This window comes from Microbacterium sp. CGR1 (assembly GCF_001266755.1).
GTDB lineage: Bacteria > Actinomycetota > Actinomycetes > Actinomycetales > Microbacteriaceae > Microbacterium.
Window position 1 is genome coordinate 2,290,741 of record NZ_CP012299.1, and the last position, 15,065, is coordinate 2,305,805.

Genomic DNA, 15,065 nt, shown 5'->3' on the forward strand with positions numbered 1-15,065 from the left:
GCCCACTGCAACGAGAGGTCGCAGATGCCCGACGGACAGGTGCTCGAGTTCACGCACGTCACGAAGCGGTTCAACGACGTGACGGCGGTGTCCGACTTCTCCGCGCGGGTCGAGCCCGGCGTCGTGACCGCTTTCCTCGGCCCGAACGGTGCCGGAAAGACCACCACGCTGCGCATCCTCCTCGGTCAGGTGCGCGCCACGAGCGGCACCGCCACGATCGGCGGAGTCGCACATCCTGAACTGCGTCACCCGCTGCGCACCATCGGCTCTGTCCTCGAGGAGACCGCCTACCGCCCGCGGCGTTCGGCGGCCCGCCAGCTGACCATCGCGGCCAAGGCCAACGGCATCCCGCTCTCGCGTGTCGACGAGGTCCTCTCTCTGGTCGGGCTCGAGCACGAAGCGGAAGGACGCATCGGCAGCTTCTCGCTCGGGATGCGGCAGCGGCTGAGCGTCGCGCACGCGCTGCTGGGCGACCCTGGCGCGCTCGTCTTCGACGAGCCGGCGAACGGGCTCGACCCCGAGGGCATCCGGTGGATTCGCCTCCTCCTGCGCCGCCTCGCCGATGAGGGCCGCACGGTTCTCGTCTCCTCACACGTGCTGAGCGAGATCGAGCAGGTCGCAGACCACGTGCTCGTGCTCTCGAAGGGCCAGCTGGTCCTCTCGAGCGGCATCGAGAAGCTGGCCGACCCGTCCGCCGGATCCGTGGTCGTCGACGCCGAAGATCGCGCGGCCTTGAAGGCGGCGCTCTCGGCCGCCGGCCTCGAGGTCGAGGTGCTCCGCTCGGGTCTCACGGTCCGCGGCAGCAATGCCGGCGCCGTCGGCGCCATCGCCGCATCGGCCGGCATCGCTCTGGCGACCCTGGTGCAGCGCGGCCCGACGCTCGAAGACGTCTTCATCGAGCTCGTGCGCGGCGGGAGACTCGCCCCGCAGGCCATCACGGCTGCACCGGTCATCGAGTCGGAGACGCCGGTCGCGGATGCGACAGCGCCGCTCGCGGCGGTCCCTGCGACGCCCGACGCTCAGGACGTGTCCGGTCCGAGTGCCCCCGATTCTGCTGCGTCCGACGCCGACGCGTCCGAAGCCGACTCGTCCGAAGCCGACTCGTCCGATTCCGACTCGTCCGATTCCGACGCCGAACGCGCGGAGGCCGATGCGGCCGACGTCGAGGCTGACGCCGCCGCGGATGCAGCGGATGCGGCTCGCGACATCGAGTACGCCGCGGCGGAGCTCGGCTACGCAGCGGACGCCTCGGATGCGAACGACGCCGAGGATGCGGCTGATGTCGCCTCCGATGCCGCGCATGCGGGTGGTGACGAGGTCTCCGGCGACGACGACTCGACGGGGGAATCGACCAAGCACGAGACCCCGGCCGAGGATCACCCTCAGCCCTCCTTCGACGACATCCTCTTCGGCACGACCCCTGTCGATGCTCCCACCGATCCCGATGTCCCCTCGGCGGCCGAGAGCGGCGCGGAGGAGCACTCCGGCGTCGAGTTCTTCGGCGAGGCGCACGACTCCGAAGACGCGTCGGAGTCGTCTGATGACGTCGCCGCACCGTCTGACGATGACCCCCGATCCGCGGCCGTCACCTCGATGCTCGCTGCAGCAGCGCGCGCGTACTACGAGGACGAGCCGAAGGACTATCCGCTCGGAGACGCCGACGCATCAGCCGACGCGCAGGCAGCGTCGGATGCCGAAGGTGAGCACCACGAAGGTGAGCACCACGACGGCGATCACCACGAGCACCACGAAGGTGAGCACCACGAAGGTGAGCACCACGAGGGCGAGCACCACGAGCACCACGAAGGTGAGCACCACGAAGGTGAGCACCACGAAGGTGAGCACGACCGCTCCTGAGGTCGCTCCCCCATTGCGAACGCCCTCCGCGCCATAAGGCTGCGGAGGGCGTTTCCCGTTCCGTGACGGTCAGGCGGGACGCGGGCGGATCACTGGGCGGCGGCTGCCCTTCGAGACCGGCGTGGGCGAGGTCGCCACGATCTCCTCGACGTCGGCCGGCTCATCCGACACATCGAGTCGGAGCGCTTGGGTCAGGGCGAGGCCGTGCCTCGTCGTGAGGATCAGACGCCGGTACTGCGCATCCCCGGAGAGATCGATGACCACGCTGGGACGACGTTTGCGGATGAGGACGAAGTCGACGCTGCCTGCGGCCTTCCACGTGCCTGCGGCGAGCACTCCGGGGATGTGCGTCCCCGGGTTCGGCACGCCACGCAACCAGGTCCACGCATCATCGATGAGCTGGACCTTGGTGATGGTGTCGCGCACGAGCCGCACGTTGTCCCGGTGGAAGCTCGCCGCACGCTCGATCGGCGAGAGCACGATCTCGAGTTGCGTCTGGTCCAGCAGCAACGTCACCATGCGTCCAGTCTGCCAGCGGCACCCTTCCAGATGTCTGTGTCTTGTTCACAGGAAGGCAACGATCCGTTGTCGGTTCCCACGATTCCACCCCTTTTCCATTCCGGTGTTCCGCTCGACTTTCGAACAAATCTACTAGATTCGGAACATGAGATTCGCCACCGACCCCGGCCTCGAGCAGCGTGCAGAGCTTCTCGACTCCTGGGTCGAGAAGCGACGGCAGTCCGGCTGGAGGACGAACAGCCGGTCGCATCGCTCAGGGCAGCATCGAGTATGCCTTCACGGATGCGGCATTCCTCGAGCGAGGCCACCCGCGCGTCCAAGAGGCCTTCCGCGAGGGAGCCGTCACGGCGGCTGGGGGTCAGCTCCGCTCAGGCAGTCGCAGCGGCATCAGCTGCGGCGCGCGCAGCCACGGGCAGAGCTGCCTCGATGCGCTGCAGCTCTTCCTCACCGTGAGCGGCGGTGAGGAACCACGCCTCGAACACGCTCGGAGGGAGCGCCACGCCCTGCTCGCGCATCGCATGGAAGAACGGGGCGTACCGGAACGACTCCTGCGCCTGAGCCTCGGTGTAGTCGCGAGGTGCAGATCCGCGGAAGGAGGCGCTGAAGAGGTTGCCGGCATGGGCGACGGCGTGGGTCGCACCGGCCTCCGTGAGCGCCTCATCCAGGGCGCGGGAGACTCGCGCTGCGGCCGCGTCGACGGTCGCGTACATCTCCGGCGTGGCGAGGCGCAGCGTCGCGAGACCCGCGGCGACAGACAGCGGGTTACCCGACAGCGTGCCCGCCTGGTAGACGGGTCCCAGAGGAGCGAGAAGGTCCATGATCTCCGCACGGCCTCCGAGCGCAGCCAGCGGCATCCCTCCGCCGACGACCTTGCCGAAGGTGATGATGTCGGGCAGATAGTCCTCACCGGCGGCCGCCTGGAGCCCCCAGAAGCCCGCCGGGTGCACGCGGAAGCCCGTCAGCACCTCGTCGAGGATCAGCAGGGCGCCATGGGCGTGAGCGGTCTCGGCGAGCAGGCGGTTGAACCCCGGCAGCGGCGGAACGACGCCCATGTTCGCCGCTGCGGCCTCGACGATCACCGCTGCGATGCGCGGGCCGTGCTCGGCGAACACAGCTGCGAGAGCGTCGGGATCGTTGTAGTCGATCACCAGCGTCTGAGCCGCGATGGGCGCAGGCACACCCGCGGAACCCGGAAGCGCGAGCGTCGCGACACCGGAGCCCGCCGCGGCGAGCAGACCGTCGGAGTGCCCGTGATAGTGCCCGGCGAACTTCACCAGCAGGTCGCGTCCGGTGGCGCCGCGGGCGAGGCGGATCGCCGTCATGGTCGCTTCGGTTCCGGTCGACACGAGCCGCACCCGCTCCACCGGCCGAACCTCCCCGAACCGCACGCGGTCGGCGATCAGCTGAGCGAGCTCGACTTCGCCCTCCGTGGGAGCGCCGAACGAGAGGCCTCGGGTGGCCGCTTCCTGCACGGCGGCGACCACATCCGGCTGCGCGTGGCCGAGCAGCGCCGGCCCCCAGGATGCCACGAGGTCGACGTAGCGGTTGCCTGCGGCATCCGTCACCGTCGCGCCGCTCGCCGAGGCGAGGAAGCGCGGCGTGCCGCCGACCGAGCCGTACGCGCGCACCGGCGAGTTCACCCCTCCGGGGATCACCGTGCGGGCAGCGGAGAACAGGTCGTCATTGCGGTCGGTCACAGCACACTCCTCAACGATGCGCGGACCTCTCCCGGCATCCCATCCAGGCTAATACGCCGACCTGAGGGCGGGCCTCAGATCGACGGGGCTCTCAGCGAAGGTGTGCGCGACTCAGCCGCGCAGCCAGCGGGCGGCCTCGGTCGCCCAGTAGGTCAGGACGACGTCAGCACCCGCACGGCGGATCGAGAGCAGCGACTCGAGGACCGATGCACGACGATCGATCCAGCCGTTCGCAGCGGCCGCCTCGATCATCGCGTACTCACCGGAGACCTGATATGCCCACACAGGAATGTGGACGGTGTCGCGCACCTCCCGCAGCACATCGAGGAACGCCATCGCCGGCTTCACCATGACGATGTCGGCGCCTTCCTCCTCGTCGACGACGGCCTCTCGCACACCCTCGCGACGATTGCCCGGGTCGAGCTGATAGGTACGACGGTCGCCCGTGAGCTGCGAATCGACGGCTTCACGGAACGGGCCGTAGAACGCGCTCGCGTACTTGGCGGCATACGCGAGCAGCAGCACGTCGGTGTAGCCGTCCGAGTCGAGCGCCTCGCGGATGACCGCGACCTGGCCGTCCATCATCCCCGACAGACCGAGCAGCTGCGAGCCGGCGCGGGCCTGCGAGAGCGCCATGGAGGCGTACCGCTCGAGGGTCGCATCGTTGTCGACCGACCCGTCAGCTGCGAGAACGCCGCAGTGACCGTGATCGGTGAACTCGTCGAGGCAGAGATCCGTCTGCACCACGAGTGCATCGCCCACCTCGGCGGCCAGCGCCTCGGTCGCGACGTTGAGGATGCCCTGGGGGTCGTCGGCACCCGAGCCCTGAGCGTCGCGCACGGCGGGCACGCCGAACAGCATCACACCGCCCACACCCGCCTCGGCCGCCTCGGTCGCGGCGGCTCGCAGAGAGTCGAGCGAATGCTGCGCGACTCCCGGCATCGATCCGATGGGCGCGGCCTCGGTGAGTCCCTCGCGGACGAACAGTGGAAGCACCAGCTGACGAGGCTCGATCGAGGTCTCGCGCACCAGTCCACGTACTGCAGCAGACTGGCGGAGGCGGCGCAGTCGTACGTCGGGGAAGCTCACGGTGCCAACTCGTCCGCCGCGTGCGGGAGGGTGTAGCTCGACACCGCGTCGATCAGCGCGTCCACAGTCTGACGGTCGGCGACGACGGTGATCGGCAGACCTGCCCGATCGGCATCCTTCGCGGTGCGCGGACCGATGGCCGCCAGCAGCGTGTCGTCCGGGATCAGCGGGAACTGCTCGCGCACCTGTTCGGCGACCGAACCGCTCGTGATCAGGATCGCGTTGATCCGTCCGTTCTCGACATCACGCTTGATGCGCTCCGTGACCGGGACGCCGACCGTGCGATACGCCACAACGCTGTCGACATCGTGACCGGCCTCCTGCAGGAGGACGCTGAGCACGGGCTTCGCGATCTCGCTGCGCAGCGCCAGGATGCGACGAGGCTCGGTCTCGAGGGCGATGAGCTGCTCGGCCATGCCCGCTGCCGAATTGTCTTCGTCCGGCACCATCGCGACTTCGTAGCCGACCGCCTGCAGGGCGGCGGCGGTCGTCTCGCCGACGGCCGCGATCTTCGTGCGGCGCGGGACGATCGCGCGGTGCGCGAACATCACGTCGACGGTCGTCGCACTCGTCACCGTCAGCCAGTCGTACTCTCCATCCGCGAGCCGGGTGAGAGCGACGTCCAGGGCTGCCTGGTCGGTGGTGGCGGCGAAATTGATCAGCGGTGCCACGACGGGCACCGCGCCACGGGAGCGCAGGCTGGCGGCGACACCATCGCCCCACGGCCCTCCGCGGGGTACGAGGATGCGCCAGCCGTCCAGCGGTCGGTCCTGCTTCGAATTGGTCATGATGAGGAATGCTCTCGGGAGACGAGGTCGGCCGCCCCTTGCTCGAGCAGCCGATGGGCGACAGACAACCCGATCTCGCGTGCTGCGTGCATCGGGTCTGCACCACCGGCAGCATCCGCTCCATTGCCGCTGCCGTTCCGACGAATATACTCCCCGTTCACGGCTTCGGTGACGTCGAGGCCGATACGGCGCCCACCGTCGGTGGCGTAGACGACTGTCCTGATGCGGATCTCGTCGCCCTCGACGACCGCATGTGCGGCCATCGGCGCCTGGCATCCGGCATCCAGCCCCTCGAGAACGGCACGCTCTACGGTCACCGCCAGACGCGTGTCGAAGTCGTCGAGCTCGGCGAGCGCGGCGAGCAGCTCTGCGGGGGCATCCGTGCGCGTCTCCACGGCGAGCGATCCCTGCCCCGGCGCTGTCGGCCATTCGGAGAGGCCCAGCTCTTCGCGGCGCAGCGGGGAGTCCGTGCCGAGGCGCGACAGACCGGCCGCAGCCAGGATCACCGCATCCAACTCGCCGGAGGCGACCCGCTGCAGACGAGAATCGACGTTGCCCCGGATGTCCACGACCTCCGCGTGCGGAGCCCTCCGGTGCACCTGCGCGATGCGCCGGGGGGATCCCGTGCCGACCTTGCTGCCGGAACGGAGCTGGTGCAGCGGTGTGCCGCCGCGAGTGATCGCGACGTCGCGCGCGTCCTCACGCACCGGGGTCGCTGCGATGACGAGACCGTCGGGGATCGCGGTGGGAAGGTCCTTGAGCGAATGCACGAGGAAGTCGCACTCGCCGGCGAGCAGTGCCTCTCGCAGACGCGTGGCAAAGATGCCCTGACCGCCGATCTCCGACAGCGACGCACGATTCGTGTCGCCCTCGCTGGTGATCGGTACGAGCTCGACGGGGCGCCCCGAGATCTTCTCGAGCGCGGCGGCGACGTGCCCCGACTGCGCCTGGGCGAGCGCGCTGCGGCGGGTGCCCAATCGGATCGGGGAGGGGGTCTGACTCTGAGTGTTCATCGTCGACCTACTGCAGCACGTCCGCGATCTCGTCGAACCGGAGGCGTCGACCCGTGTAGAACGGGACCTCCTCCTTCACGTACAGGCGCGCGTCGGTGTAGCGCAGGTCGCGCATGAGATCGACCAGCTCGGTGACCTCGTCGGCTTCGAGCGGCAGGATCCACTCGTAGTCGCCCAGGGCGAATGCGGCGACCGTGTTCGCGATGACCCCGGTGAACGCCGCTCCCTTGCGTCCGTGATCGGCGAGCATCTTCCGGCGCTCCTCTTCGGGCGCAAGATACCACTCCGGCGTGCGGACGAACGGGTACAGGCACAGCCAGTCCTTCGGCTCCACGCCGCGAAGGAATCCCGGGACGTGAGCCCGGTTGAACTCGGCATCGCGGTGCACGCCCATGACGTTCCAGACCGGCAGCAGGGTGCGCAGCAACTCGGTGCGGCGGAGGCGGCGAAGAGCCTTCTGCAGGTCCTCGGCAGTGTCGCCGTGCAGCCACACGAGCAGATCGGCGTCCGCCTTCAGGCCCGAGACGTCGTAGAAGCCGCGGACCGTGACGCCGGAGTCCTCGATGTACGAGACGATCGTCTCGAGCTCCGTGGAGTCGGACTCGGTGACAGCCACATCGGGGTTTCGTCGCCAGACTGCCCAGAGGGTGAAGCCGGACGGGTTCTCTTCGCGCGCATCGGACATGGATCCAGTCTGCCCCCTTTGTGAAGCACTCGCGAACGCGAGTCAGGATGCGAGGATTTCGGCCTGCGGTCAGCGTGAGAGCGCGCGCGCGATCGCCCAGACGGCACCGCCGACGATCACCGCGACGCCCACGGCTCCCACGATCGCGGCAGCGGGGTTGCGGTCGGCGAAGACCCGCGCCTTCGCCGCGGCGCGCTTGGAGGCCGTGTCGATGCGCCGGGGGAAGTTGCCCTTGACCTCGATCGCCGCGAGAGCGGCCTTCAGCTCCGCCCGAGCCGACTGGACCGGGTCGACGATGCCCGCCGGAACTGCCGTCTTGGGCAGAGGCCTCGTGATCTCAGAGTTCGTCATTGCCGGCTTCCTTCACGAGTCGGATGTCTTCGCCCACCGCTTGCGCGGGGTTCTTACGAGCGAGCACCTTGCGGAACTTCAGGATGCCGAGCAGCGCGAACAGCAGCACGGCGAGGATCAGGATGCCGAGCACCGCCAGGGCGGACAGCCAGACCGGCCACCACGACGACAGCCCGGCGATCGCGAACACCAGGATCACCGGCACGGCCCAGAACAGGAAGAAAAGAGCGACGAGGAACCAGACGGAGCCGATCCCCGCGTCCTTCGCCGTCTTCGAGATCCAGGTCTTGGCCGCGTTGATCTCGGCTTTGACGAGGCTGCTGATGAGTTCGGGAAGATCGCCGATCAGGGACAGCAGGCTGTCCTCGGCGCGATCGCGGTATCCGCGGGGCATGTCAGCTGCCAGACTTCGCGGCGGTGGAGCCGGGCGTTGCCGGCTTCTTGGCCGCGGGCTTCTTCGGGTCGTCCTTCTTCGCGGCGTCCTTGACCTCTTCGACGGCGTCCTCGGTGGCGTCGACGATGTCGTCAGCGGCCTTGCGCCCCGCAGCCACGGCGGAGTCGAGTCGCTGCCCAGCGGTCTTGTCGCCACCGCCGGCCGACTTGACGACCTTCTGCACGCCGGTCCAGATCGCACCGGGCACTGCCGCCGCCTTGTCGCCGACGTAGCCCTTGACCTTGTCGACCTGCTCCTGCACCGGGTCGAGGTTCCAGACCTTCAGCCACTGCGTCTTGATCTGCTCATACCTCTCGCGGCCCGCGCGGGTTCCGAGCACGTATCCCACGCCGATTCCTACGACGAGTCCGATCTTCCCCTTCATGGGGTCTCCTCACGTTGTTCCGGTGTGAACGCCTGGGGCGAACCGACGACTCGGAGCCGCCTGCAGGTGTCCAGCGTAGCCCCGTATGCCGATTTCGGCATCTGTCACGCAGAGGGTTGACAGCGGAGCGACTTTCGGGTTCGTGCGACGGCGTCAGTCCCAGAGCAGCGCCCGACGAAGCCGGTCCGCCTCTTCGCGCGCGTCGGGGATCACCTGGGCGAGACCCGTGCCGGCCAGCCACGCGCCGACGGCGGCGAGCCCGTGCACGCCCTGCACAGCCGACCTCGCGGCCTCTCGGCGCGCACCGGAGCCGATGATCGATGCAGGCTGCGACTGCACGTACCTCGCGCGGTGAGACGCCACGAGGTCGCCCGCCGCGAGCGGCACGCCGAGGAGAGCCGATGCTTCGCTCAGCGCCAGTCGAGCCGCGGCGTCGTCGTCGAGCGCGGTGGTGGCGGCGGGTTCGCCCTGGGCTCCGAACGAGACCCGCACGACGTGCCGGGGGCCGGCCGCGGCGCGCACCCAGTCCCACTTCGCACTGGAGTGGGTGAGCGCCTTCGCTGTGTGACTGCCGGGGACGGTCAGCACGCCGGTGCCCCGTGGAGCACCCGCCAGTGCCGACGGCTCCAGCAGCAGTGTGACGATCTCGATCTCCGGAGCATCCGCCGGCGCGGTCTCCGCCAGTGCGGGCACGCTCTTCTCGAGAAGTCGCCTCGCGGCGGCCTCGGAGGTCGCGACCACCACGCCATCTGCGGCGAACTCGATCTCCTCCGTGTGAGCGTCGCCGAGAACGGCGTCTGCCACGGGAGCGACGTCGGCGTGAGCCTTCACCATCCACGCCTCGGCGGTGCGCGTCAGCTGCGTCACCCGCGCGCCGGTGTGCACGACGCCACCGAGCTTCTCGATATCCACGACCAGCGCCTCGATCAGCACCGTCATACCGCCGTCGAGCCCTTCCACGGCCGCGCCGGGCGCGAGCGCGGCACCCTCGTGACTCGCGGCTCCGCGCGCCTTCGCAGCTCTGTCCGCGCTCTCCTGCCGCATCGTCTGCACCGCCCCCGAGAGCGATCCGACGCGAGTGAGGGCTGCGTTGAGTCCGGGGGCCGCGATGTCGACGTCGACGTCGTCAGGCGAGGCTGAGTACACACCGGTCGTGACCGGGGCGACGAGACGATCGCGCACCCTGGCCCCCATGCGCGACGACACCAGTCTGCCGAGGCTCTGACTGTGGCCGATCGTCAGCGGCGGGCGAACGCGATCCAGGTACGCACGCCATGCGCCCGACCACCCGATGATGCGGCGGACGTCCTCCTGGAACGGATTGCCGGGGATTCCGAGGATCCCACCGACGGGCAGCGGTGCCGCGCCGATGCCGGGGATGCCAGCGAGCCAGGCGCTTCCTGCCGCGGGCGCGACGATGCGGTCGGCGAGGCCGAGCTCCTCGATCAGAGCGCGCACACGGCCGCCCCTCGTCGCGTAGCTCTCCGCGCCGGCATCCACCACCACTCCGTCGAGCTCAGCGCGACGGATGGCGCCGCCGACGGCATCCGTCGCCTCGAGCAGGGTGACGCGCATGCCGACCTTGACGCACTCCCGGGCAGCGATCAGGCCGCCGATGCCCCCGCCAATGACGACGATGTGCCTCTCCGCCGCCCTCGCGGCGAGGTCGGCCGGTTCGGCGCGGGGCGTCTCACTGTTCGCTGGCTTCGACGTCATGCGTCAATCCTTCCATCCGCCGGGGAAACGGCGTCCAGCATTCGGCCGGACAAACCCGTCACGCCTCGGTCTGCACCGCGGATTCCCGCCCGGTGCCGCGCTTGCGCACCTCACGGAGCACGATCTGCTCGGGGCACACGGTCGACAGGAAGTCACCAACGGAGAGTGCCAGCCGCTCGCCGACGAGGGAGTACAGGATGCGGTTGGCATCACGACGCTCGCTCACGAGACCGGCCTGACGGAGAACGCCGAGGTGCCGCGAGATCGTCGGCCCGCTCGACGAGAACCGCGAGGCTATCTCACCCGCTGCGAGCTCGCCCTCTTTCAGATCCTGCAGGATCTGGCGCCTCGTCGGGTGCGCCAGAGCCGCGAAGACGTCCGACGCGCTATCTGTCATGTGTGCAATCTAGCACTGACGCTATATTGCATCCTCGTGAAGCTCGGCCGCGAAGCGCTCTGAGACTCAGATCGAATGGACCAGCTCGACGATACGGGTGAGCTGATCGGGGTCCGCCTCGGGCGGCACGCCGTGCCCGAGGTTGACGATGTGTCCCCTGGCGGCACGCCCGCGCTCGACGACGTCGCGCACATGCGCCTCGAGCACCGGCCACGGAGCCGACAGCAGTGCCGGATCGATGTTGCCCTGCACCGAGACGTCGGGGCCGAGGATCGCGGCGGCCTCGTCGAGCGGCATCCGCCAGTCGACACCGACGCCGTCGGCGATGCCGTCCAGGCGCATGTCGGCGAGGAAGGGCCCGGTGCCCACGCCGAAGTGGATGCTCGGCACGCCGATGGCATCGAGGGCGACACGCGAATGCGGTGCCACGTACGCGCGATAGTCGGCGGTGCTCAGCGAGCCGGCCCAGGAGTCGAACAACTGCACGACGGATGCTCCGGCATCCCGCTGGATCTCGAGGAACCGGCGTGAGACCTGCGCGAGCCAGCCCGCGAGGCGGTTCCACGACTCCGGATCGGCGTGCATCATGGCCCGAGCCCGCAGGTGCTCCTTCGACGGGCCGCCTTCGACGAGGTACGCGGCGAGGGTGAAGGGAGCACCCGCGAATCCGATCAGGGGGGTGTCGCCGAGCTCAGCGGTGACGATGCCGACGGCCTCGGCGATCGCGGTGCCGTCGAGCGACAGCGGGTCGATCGCTGTGATGCGATCGACATCGGCGGCAGACCGCACGGGGTCGGCGAACACGGGGCCGCGTCCGGGCTCGATCTCGACGTCCACCCCCGCGAGACGCAGCGGGATGACGATGTCACTGAAGAACACGGCGGCGTCCACGCCGTGACGACGCACGGGCTGCAGCGTGATCTCGGCCGCGAGATCGGGAGTCAGGCAGGCGTCCAGCATGCGCGTGCCGACGCGCAGCTCGCGGTACTCGGGCAGCGACCTGCCGGCCTGGCGCATGAACCACACGGGAGCATGTTCGGGGCGGGGGCCGGTGAGGGCGCGCAGCAGCGGAGCGTCGGAGAGGACCATGCGACCATCCTCCCATCCGCCGCCGGGCCGACCTGCATGAAGCCTCAGGTAGAATCGTCATGTGCTGCTGGTTGTCACGGCGAGTCACAAGACCGCCTCCTTCGAATTGCTCGAACGCCTGAGCCGCACCCCCGATGACGTCGCCTCCACTGTCGTGGACATGGCGTCCTGCGTGCAGGGTGCGGTCGTTCTTGCTACCTGCAACCGCTTCGAGGCCTACGTCGAGATGGACGAGCCCGTCACGGCAGCGGGCGCGATCGGTGTCGAGGCGGTGCTCGAGGCTGTCGAAGCATCGACCGGCATCCGCGCGTCCGAACTCGACGGCGCCTACGAGGTGCACTCCGGTCGTCGCGTGGCGGAGCACCTCTTCTCCGTCGCATCGGGACTCGAATCCGTCGTCTCCGGCGAAGGCGAGATCGCCGGTCAGGTGCGTCGCGCCCTCAAGTCCGCGCGCAAGGAGGGCACCACCTCGCCCGAGCTCGAGCGGCTTTTCCAGCGCGCGAGCCAGGCGCAGCGCAAGGTCAAGAACGTCACAGCCCTCGGCCGGGCCGGCCGCTCGCTCGTGCGCCTCGCCCTCGAACTCGCTGACAGCCGCATCGCCGACTGGTCGACGGAGCGCGTGCTGCTCGTCGGCACCGGTGCCTACGCAGCCGTCACCCTCGCGACACTGCGCGAACGGGGAGCCGTCAACATCTCGGTGTACTCACCCTCGGGCCGCGCCGAGAAGTTCGCCGCGAAGCACGGCATCCGTCCGGTCGCCGCAGAGGACTACGCGCGCGTCGCCTCGCGATCGAGCCTGCTGATCACCTGCACGACGGCGACCGCTCCTGTGCTGACACCTGAGCACCTGCAGGCGCCGACCGGCATCGCACCCGAGGGGTGCCCCGTCGCGTCGCACAGCCAGATGGTCGTCGACCTGGGCATGCCGCGCAACGTCGACCCCGCCGTCGCAGCACTCGAAGGCGTCGCGCTGCTCGACCTCGAGACCATCAGCCTGCACGCACCGCTCGAAGAGCTGCAGGCGACGGATGCCGCACGCACCGTGGTGCGCGAAGCAGCTGACACGTTCCACGTCGTCGGCAGCAGACAGAGCGTCACGCCGTCGGTCGTCGCCCTGCGGTCGCATATGTTCGCGCTGCTCGAGGCCGAGATCGGCCGCGCTCGCGCACGCGGCGATGAGGACGGCAGGGTCGAGCAGGCGCTTCGCCACCTGACCGGCGTGCTGCTGCACGTGCCGACCACCCGCGCCCACGAACTGGCCGCTGCCGGCCGCGCGGACGATTTCGCGACTGCACTCTCGACGCTGTACGGCATCGAGCCGGTCGAGTCCGCGCTGTCGTCCGATACCGACGGCGCCGCGACCGCCTGAGCAGCGCTCCTTCTGCACGGGAGCCCTCTGCGGTGGTCTTTCCACAGCGCTCGGGAGAAGCACGGCGGTCGCCCCGGCGGCCACTTCGATGCTTCATATCGTCGAACCCACGACAGCGTCGATCACGCGGCGCAGACTGGGGGAATGCTCGTGGATCCGAACCTGATCGGCATCATCGTCGCCCTCTTCGGCGTCACCGCCACCGTGCTCGGCGGCGTCTCTCGGATGCTTGCAAAGCAGGCCAAAGGGCTCGAAGTCCGGTTCGACAGGATCGACGAGCGATTCGACAGGGTCGATGAACGGTTCGCGAGGGTCGAAGGCGACATCGCGGAGCTCCGCACCGAGCTCAAGGGCGACATCGCCGAACTCCGCACCGAACTCAAGGGCGACATCGCCGAACTCCGCAACGAGCTCAAAGGCGACATCGCCGAGCTCCGCACCGAGCTCAAAGGCGACATCGCCGAGCTCCGGTCGGAACTCAAGCAGGACATCTACGACGTCAAGACAGAGCTCAAGGCCGATATCGCGGATGTCCGAATCTCGGTCGCGCGTCTCGAGGGCCCCCTTCCCAAGCTCCAGCGCATCTGACTCCGGCATCGGAGCGCGTCGGTGCCAGACTGGATGCATGGCCCTTCACATCACCGGAGACACCGCCGCAGACGCGCTGCTCACCGACAATCCGCTGGCCCTGCTGGTCGGGATGCTGCTCGATCAGCAGGTTCCGATGGAGACGGCCTTCGCCGGTCCCCTGAAGATCGAGCAGCGCACAGGCGCGTCCGACGCCACCACGATCGCGGCCATGGACCCGGACGAGTTCCTCGAGGCGTTCAAGACGACGCCCGCCGTGCACCGGTTCCCGGGTTCGATGGCGGCACGCGTGCAGACCCTGTGCCAGGAGATCGTCGATCAGTGGGACGGAGACGCCTCGGCGATCTGGACCGACGGTGATCCGTCGGGCGCCGAAGTCCTGAAGCGACTCAAGGCCCTTCCCGGCTTCGGCGAACAGAAGGCGAAGATCTTCCTTGCTCTGCTCGGCAAGCAGTACGGCTTCACCGGCGCGGGATGGCGGGAGGCCGCCGGCGACTACGGCACCGAGGGTTCGTACCGCAGCGTCGCCGACATCGTCTCGCCCGAATCGCTTACCAGAGTACGAGAGCACAAGAAGGCCATGAAAGCTGCGGCGAAGGCGAACGCATGAAACCCACGGGCGATGACGTCGCAGGTCTCATCGCCCGCTCCACTCCTGCGGTCCGCCGCCGGGATGCCGAGACGCTGACCGCGATCATGCAGGAGATCACGGGCCGCGACCCTCAGACCTGGGGCACGATCATCGGATTCGGAAGCTGCCACTACCGGTACCCGACCGGCACCGAGGGCGACAGCGGCCTGCTCGGCTTCGCCCCGCGCAAAGCGGCGACCACCATCTATCTGTTCGACGGCGTCGATGCTCACTCGGGCGCGCTCGAGAACCTCGGCCCGCACAGCACCGGCGTCGGATGCCTCTACATCAAGGACCTGGAACAGATCGACCTCGACGTGCTCCGCGGCATCCTCGAGCGCTCGCTCGCCTGGGTAGAGGCGGGCGGCACCGATCAGGTGCAGCTGACCGTCACCGGCTGACGCGAGAGGCCCGCCGTCCTCTCGGACAGCGGGCCTCTCGTTCCGGTGGTCCGCGCG

General features: G+C 69.1%; 17 protein-coding genes and 1 pseudogene. 5 read left to right on the forward strand and 13 right to left on the reverse strand.

The genetic code is table 11. The features are described 5' to 3' along the window. Positions 1 to 24 precede the first annotated feature (24 nt). The gene (locus AKG07_RS17945) at positions 25 to 1,857 is read left to right on the forward strand and encodes an ATP-binding cassette domain-containing protein (RefSeq protein WP_201778458.1); all 1,833 of its coding nucleotides are present in this window, start codon (positions 25 to 27) and stop codon (positions 1,855 to 1,857) included. Here AKG07_RS17945 and AKG07_RS18240 read toward each other — a convergent pair. The 13 genes and pseudogenes from AKG07_RS18240 to hemE form a co-directional block, all read right to left on the reverse strand. Beyond that, a pseudogene (locus AKG07_RS18240) lies at positions 1,817 to 1,930 on the reverse strand (hypothetical protein); the annotation flags it as partial. The gene AKG07_RS17945 and the pseudogene AKG07_RS18240 sit on opposite strands and share 41 nt — an antisense overlap. Then, positions 1,927 to 2,376: a hypothetical protein gene (locus AKG07_RS11045; RefSeq protein ID WP_053097989.1), complete on the reverse strand. Its 450-nt coding sequence runs from the start codon at positions 2,374 to 2,376 to the stop codon at positions 1,927 to 1,929. The gene AKG07_RS11045 and the pseudogene AKG07_RS18240, both read right to left, overlap by 4 nt. Positions 2,377 to 2,744: 368 nt before the next feature. Next, positions 2,745 to 4,073 (reverse strand): glutamate-1-semialdehyde 2,1-aminomutase, encoded by a 1,329-nt coding sequence (hemL, locus tag AKG07_RS11050; protein WP_053097990.1) that lies wholly within the window; start codon positions 4,071 to 4,073, stop codon positions 2,745 to 2,747. A gap of 111 nt (positions 4,074 to 4,184) precedes the next feature. Beyond that, positions 4,185 to 5,162: a porphobilinogen synthase gene (hemB, locus tag AKG07_RS11055; RefSeq protein WP_053097991.1), complete on the reverse strand. Its 978-nt coding sequence runs from the start codon at positions 5,160 to 5,162 to the stop codon at positions 4,185 to 4,187. Further along, entirely contained in the window at positions 5,159 to 5,950 is a 792-nt protein-coding gene (locus AKG07_RS11060) for a uroporphyrinogen-III synthase (RefSeq protein ID WP_053097992.1), read from the reverse strand. Before AKG07_RS11060 ends, hemB begins: the two co-directional genes overlap by 4 nt. After that, complete coding sequence (gene hemC / locus AKG07_RS11065; protein WP_053097993.1) at positions 5,947 to 6,963, reverse strand: hydroxymethylbilane synthase; 1,017 nt, start codon at positions 6,961 to 6,963, stop codon at positions 5,947 to 5,949. Before hemC ends, AKG07_RS11060 begins: the two co-directional genes overlap by 4 nt. 7 nt (positions 6,964 to 6,970) lie before the next feature. Then, positions 6,971 to 7,648 (reverse strand): hydrogen peroxide-dependent heme synthase, encoded by a 678-nt coding sequence (gene hemQ, locus AKG07_RS11070; RefSeq protein WP_053097994.1) that lies wholly within the window; start codon positions 7,646 to 7,648, stop codon positions 6,971 to 6,973. Positions 7,649 to 7,717: 69 nt separating this feature from the next. Then, positions 7,718 to 7,999, reverse strand: coding sequence for a hypothetical protein (locus tag AKG07_RS11075; RefSeq protein ID WP_053097995.1), 282 nt, complete (start codon positions 7,997 to 7,999; stop codon positions 7,718 to 7,720). Further along, entirely contained in the window at positions 7,986 to 8,393 is a 408-nt protein-coding gene (locus tag AKG07_RS11080) for a phage holin family protein (protein ID WP_053097996.1), read from the reverse strand. Before AKG07_RS11080 ends, AKG07_RS11075 begins: the two co-directional genes overlap by 14 nt. Before the next feature lies 1 nt (position 8,394). Beyond that, positions 8,395 to 8,817 carry a hypothetical protein gene (locus AKG07_RS11085; RefSeq protein WP_053097997.1) on the reverse strand — a complete coding sequence of 141 codons (423 nt, stop codon included), beginning with the start codon at positions 8,815 to 8,817 and terminating at the stop codon, positions 8,395 to 8,397. A gap of 153 nt (positions 8,818 to 8,970) precedes the next feature. Continuing rightward, positions 8,971 to 10,533, reverse strand: a complete 1,563-nt coding sequence (locus AKG07_RS11090; protein ID WP_053097998.1) for a protoporphyrinogen/coproporphyrinogen oxidase — start codon at positions 10,531 to 10,533, stop codon at positions 8,971 to 8,973. A gap of 58 nt (positions 10,534 to 10,591) precedes the next feature. Continuing rightward, positions 10,592 to 10,930, reverse strand: a complete 339-nt coding sequence (locus AKG07_RS11095) for a metalloregulator ArsR/SmtB family transcription factor (RefSeq protein WP_053097999.1) — start codon at positions 10,928 to 10,930, stop codon at positions 10,592 to 10,594. 66 nt (positions 10,931 to 10,996) lie between these two features. Further along, positions 10,997 to 12,019 carry a uroporphyrinogen decarboxylase gene (gene hemE / locus AKG07_RS11100; RefSeq protein WP_053098000.1) on the reverse strand — a complete coding sequence of 341 codons (1,023 nt, stop codon included), beginning with the start codon at positions 12,017 to 12,019 and terminating at the stop codon, positions 10,997 to 10,999. A 61-nt stretch (positions 12,020 to 12,080) separates the two neighbouring features. On the opposite strand from hemE, the gene AKG07_RS11105 reads away from it, so the two are divergent. The 4 genes from AKG07_RS11105 to AKG07_RS11120 all read left to right on the forward strand — a co-directional run bounded on the left by AKG07_RS11105 (position 12,081) and on the right by AKG07_RS11120 (position 15,008). Continuing rightward, positions 12,081 to 13,388, forward strand: a complete 1,308-nt coding sequence (locus AKG07_RS11105) for a glutamyl-tRNA reductase (RefSeq protein ID WP_053098001.1) — start codon at positions 12,081 to 12,083, stop codon at positions 13,386 to 13,388. A gap of 144 nt (positions 13,389 to 13,532) precedes the next feature. Next, complete coding sequence (locus tag AKG07_RS17950) at positions 13,533 to 13,976, forward strand: hypothetical protein (protein ID WP_053098002.1); 444 nt, start codon at positions 13,533 to 13,535, stop codon at positions 13,974 to 13,976. Positions 13,977 to 14,013: 37 nt separating this feature from the next. After that, complete coding sequence (locus AKG07_RS11115) at positions 14,014 to 14,586, forward strand: HhH-GPD-type base excision DNA repair protein (protein WP_053098003.1); 573 nt, start codon at positions 14,014 to 14,016, stop codon at positions 14,584 to 14,586. Then, positions 14,583 to 15,008 (forward strand): DUF1801 domain-containing protein, encoded by a 426-nt coding sequence (locus AKG07_RS11120; RefSeq protein WP_053098004.1) that lies wholly within the window; start codon positions 14,583 to 14,585, stop codon positions 15,006 to 15,008. The genes AKG07_RS11115 and AKG07_RS11120 overlap by 4 nt, the downstream gene beginning before the upstream one ends. The last annotated feature ends 57 nt before the right edge of the window (positions 15,009 to 15,065 follow it).

Coding starts and splice junctions, on each gene's coding strand:
- AKG07_RS11085 (WP_053097997.1), bottom strand. CDS start 8,817: ATGAAGGGGAAGATCGGACTCGTCGTAGGAATCGGCGTGGGATACGTG.
- hemQ (WP_053097994.1), bottom strand. CDS start 7,648: ATGTCCGATGCGCGCGAAGAGAACCCGTCCGGCTTCACCCTCTGGGCA.
- AKG07_RS11080 (WP_053097996.1), bottom strand. CDS start 8,393: ATGCCCCGCGGATACCGCGATCGCGCCGAGGACAGCCTGCTGTCCCTG.
- AKG07_RS17945 (WP_201778458.1), top strand. CDS start 25: ATGCCCGACGGACAGGTGCTCGAGTTCACGCACGTCACGAAGCGGTTC.
- AKG07_RS17950 (WP_053098002.1), top strand. CDS start 13,533: ATGCTCGTGGATCCGAACCTGATCGGCATCATCGTCGCCCTCTTCGGC.
- AKG07_RS11075 (WP_053097995.1), bottom strand. CDS start 7,999: ATGACGAACTCTGAGATCACGAGGCCTCTGCCCAAGACGGCAGTTCCG.
- AKG07_RS11090 (WP_053097998.1), bottom strand. CDS start 10,533: ATGACGTCGAAGCCAGCGAACAGTGAGACGCCCCGCGCCGAACCGGCC.
- hemE (WP_053098000.1), bottom strand. CDS start 12,019: ATGGTCCTCTCCGACGCTCCGCTGCTGCGCGCCCTCACCGGCCCCCGC.
- AKG07_RS11095 (WP_053097999.1), bottom strand. CDS start 10,930: ATGACAGATAGCGCGTCGGACGTCTTCGCGGCTCTGGCGCACCCGACG.
- AKG07_RS11060 (WP_053097992.1), bottom strand. CDS start 5,950: ATGACCAATTCGAAGCAGGACCGACCGCTGGACGGCTGGCGCATCCTC.
- AKG07_RS11120 (WP_053098004.1), top strand. CDS start 14,583: ATGAAACCCACGGGCGATGACGTCGCAGGTCTCATCGCCCGCTCCACT.
- AKG07_RS11115 (WP_053098003.1), top strand. CDS start 14,014: ATGGCCCTTCACATCACCGGAGACACCGCCGCAGACGCGCTGCTCACC.
- AKG07_RS11045 (WP_053097989.1), bottom strand. CDS start 2,376: ATGGTGACGTTGCTGCTGGACCAGACGCAACTCGAGATCGTGCTCTCG.
- hemC (WP_053097993.1), bottom strand. CDS start 6,963: ATGAACACTCAGAGTCAGACCCCCTCCCCGATCCGATTGGGCACCCGC.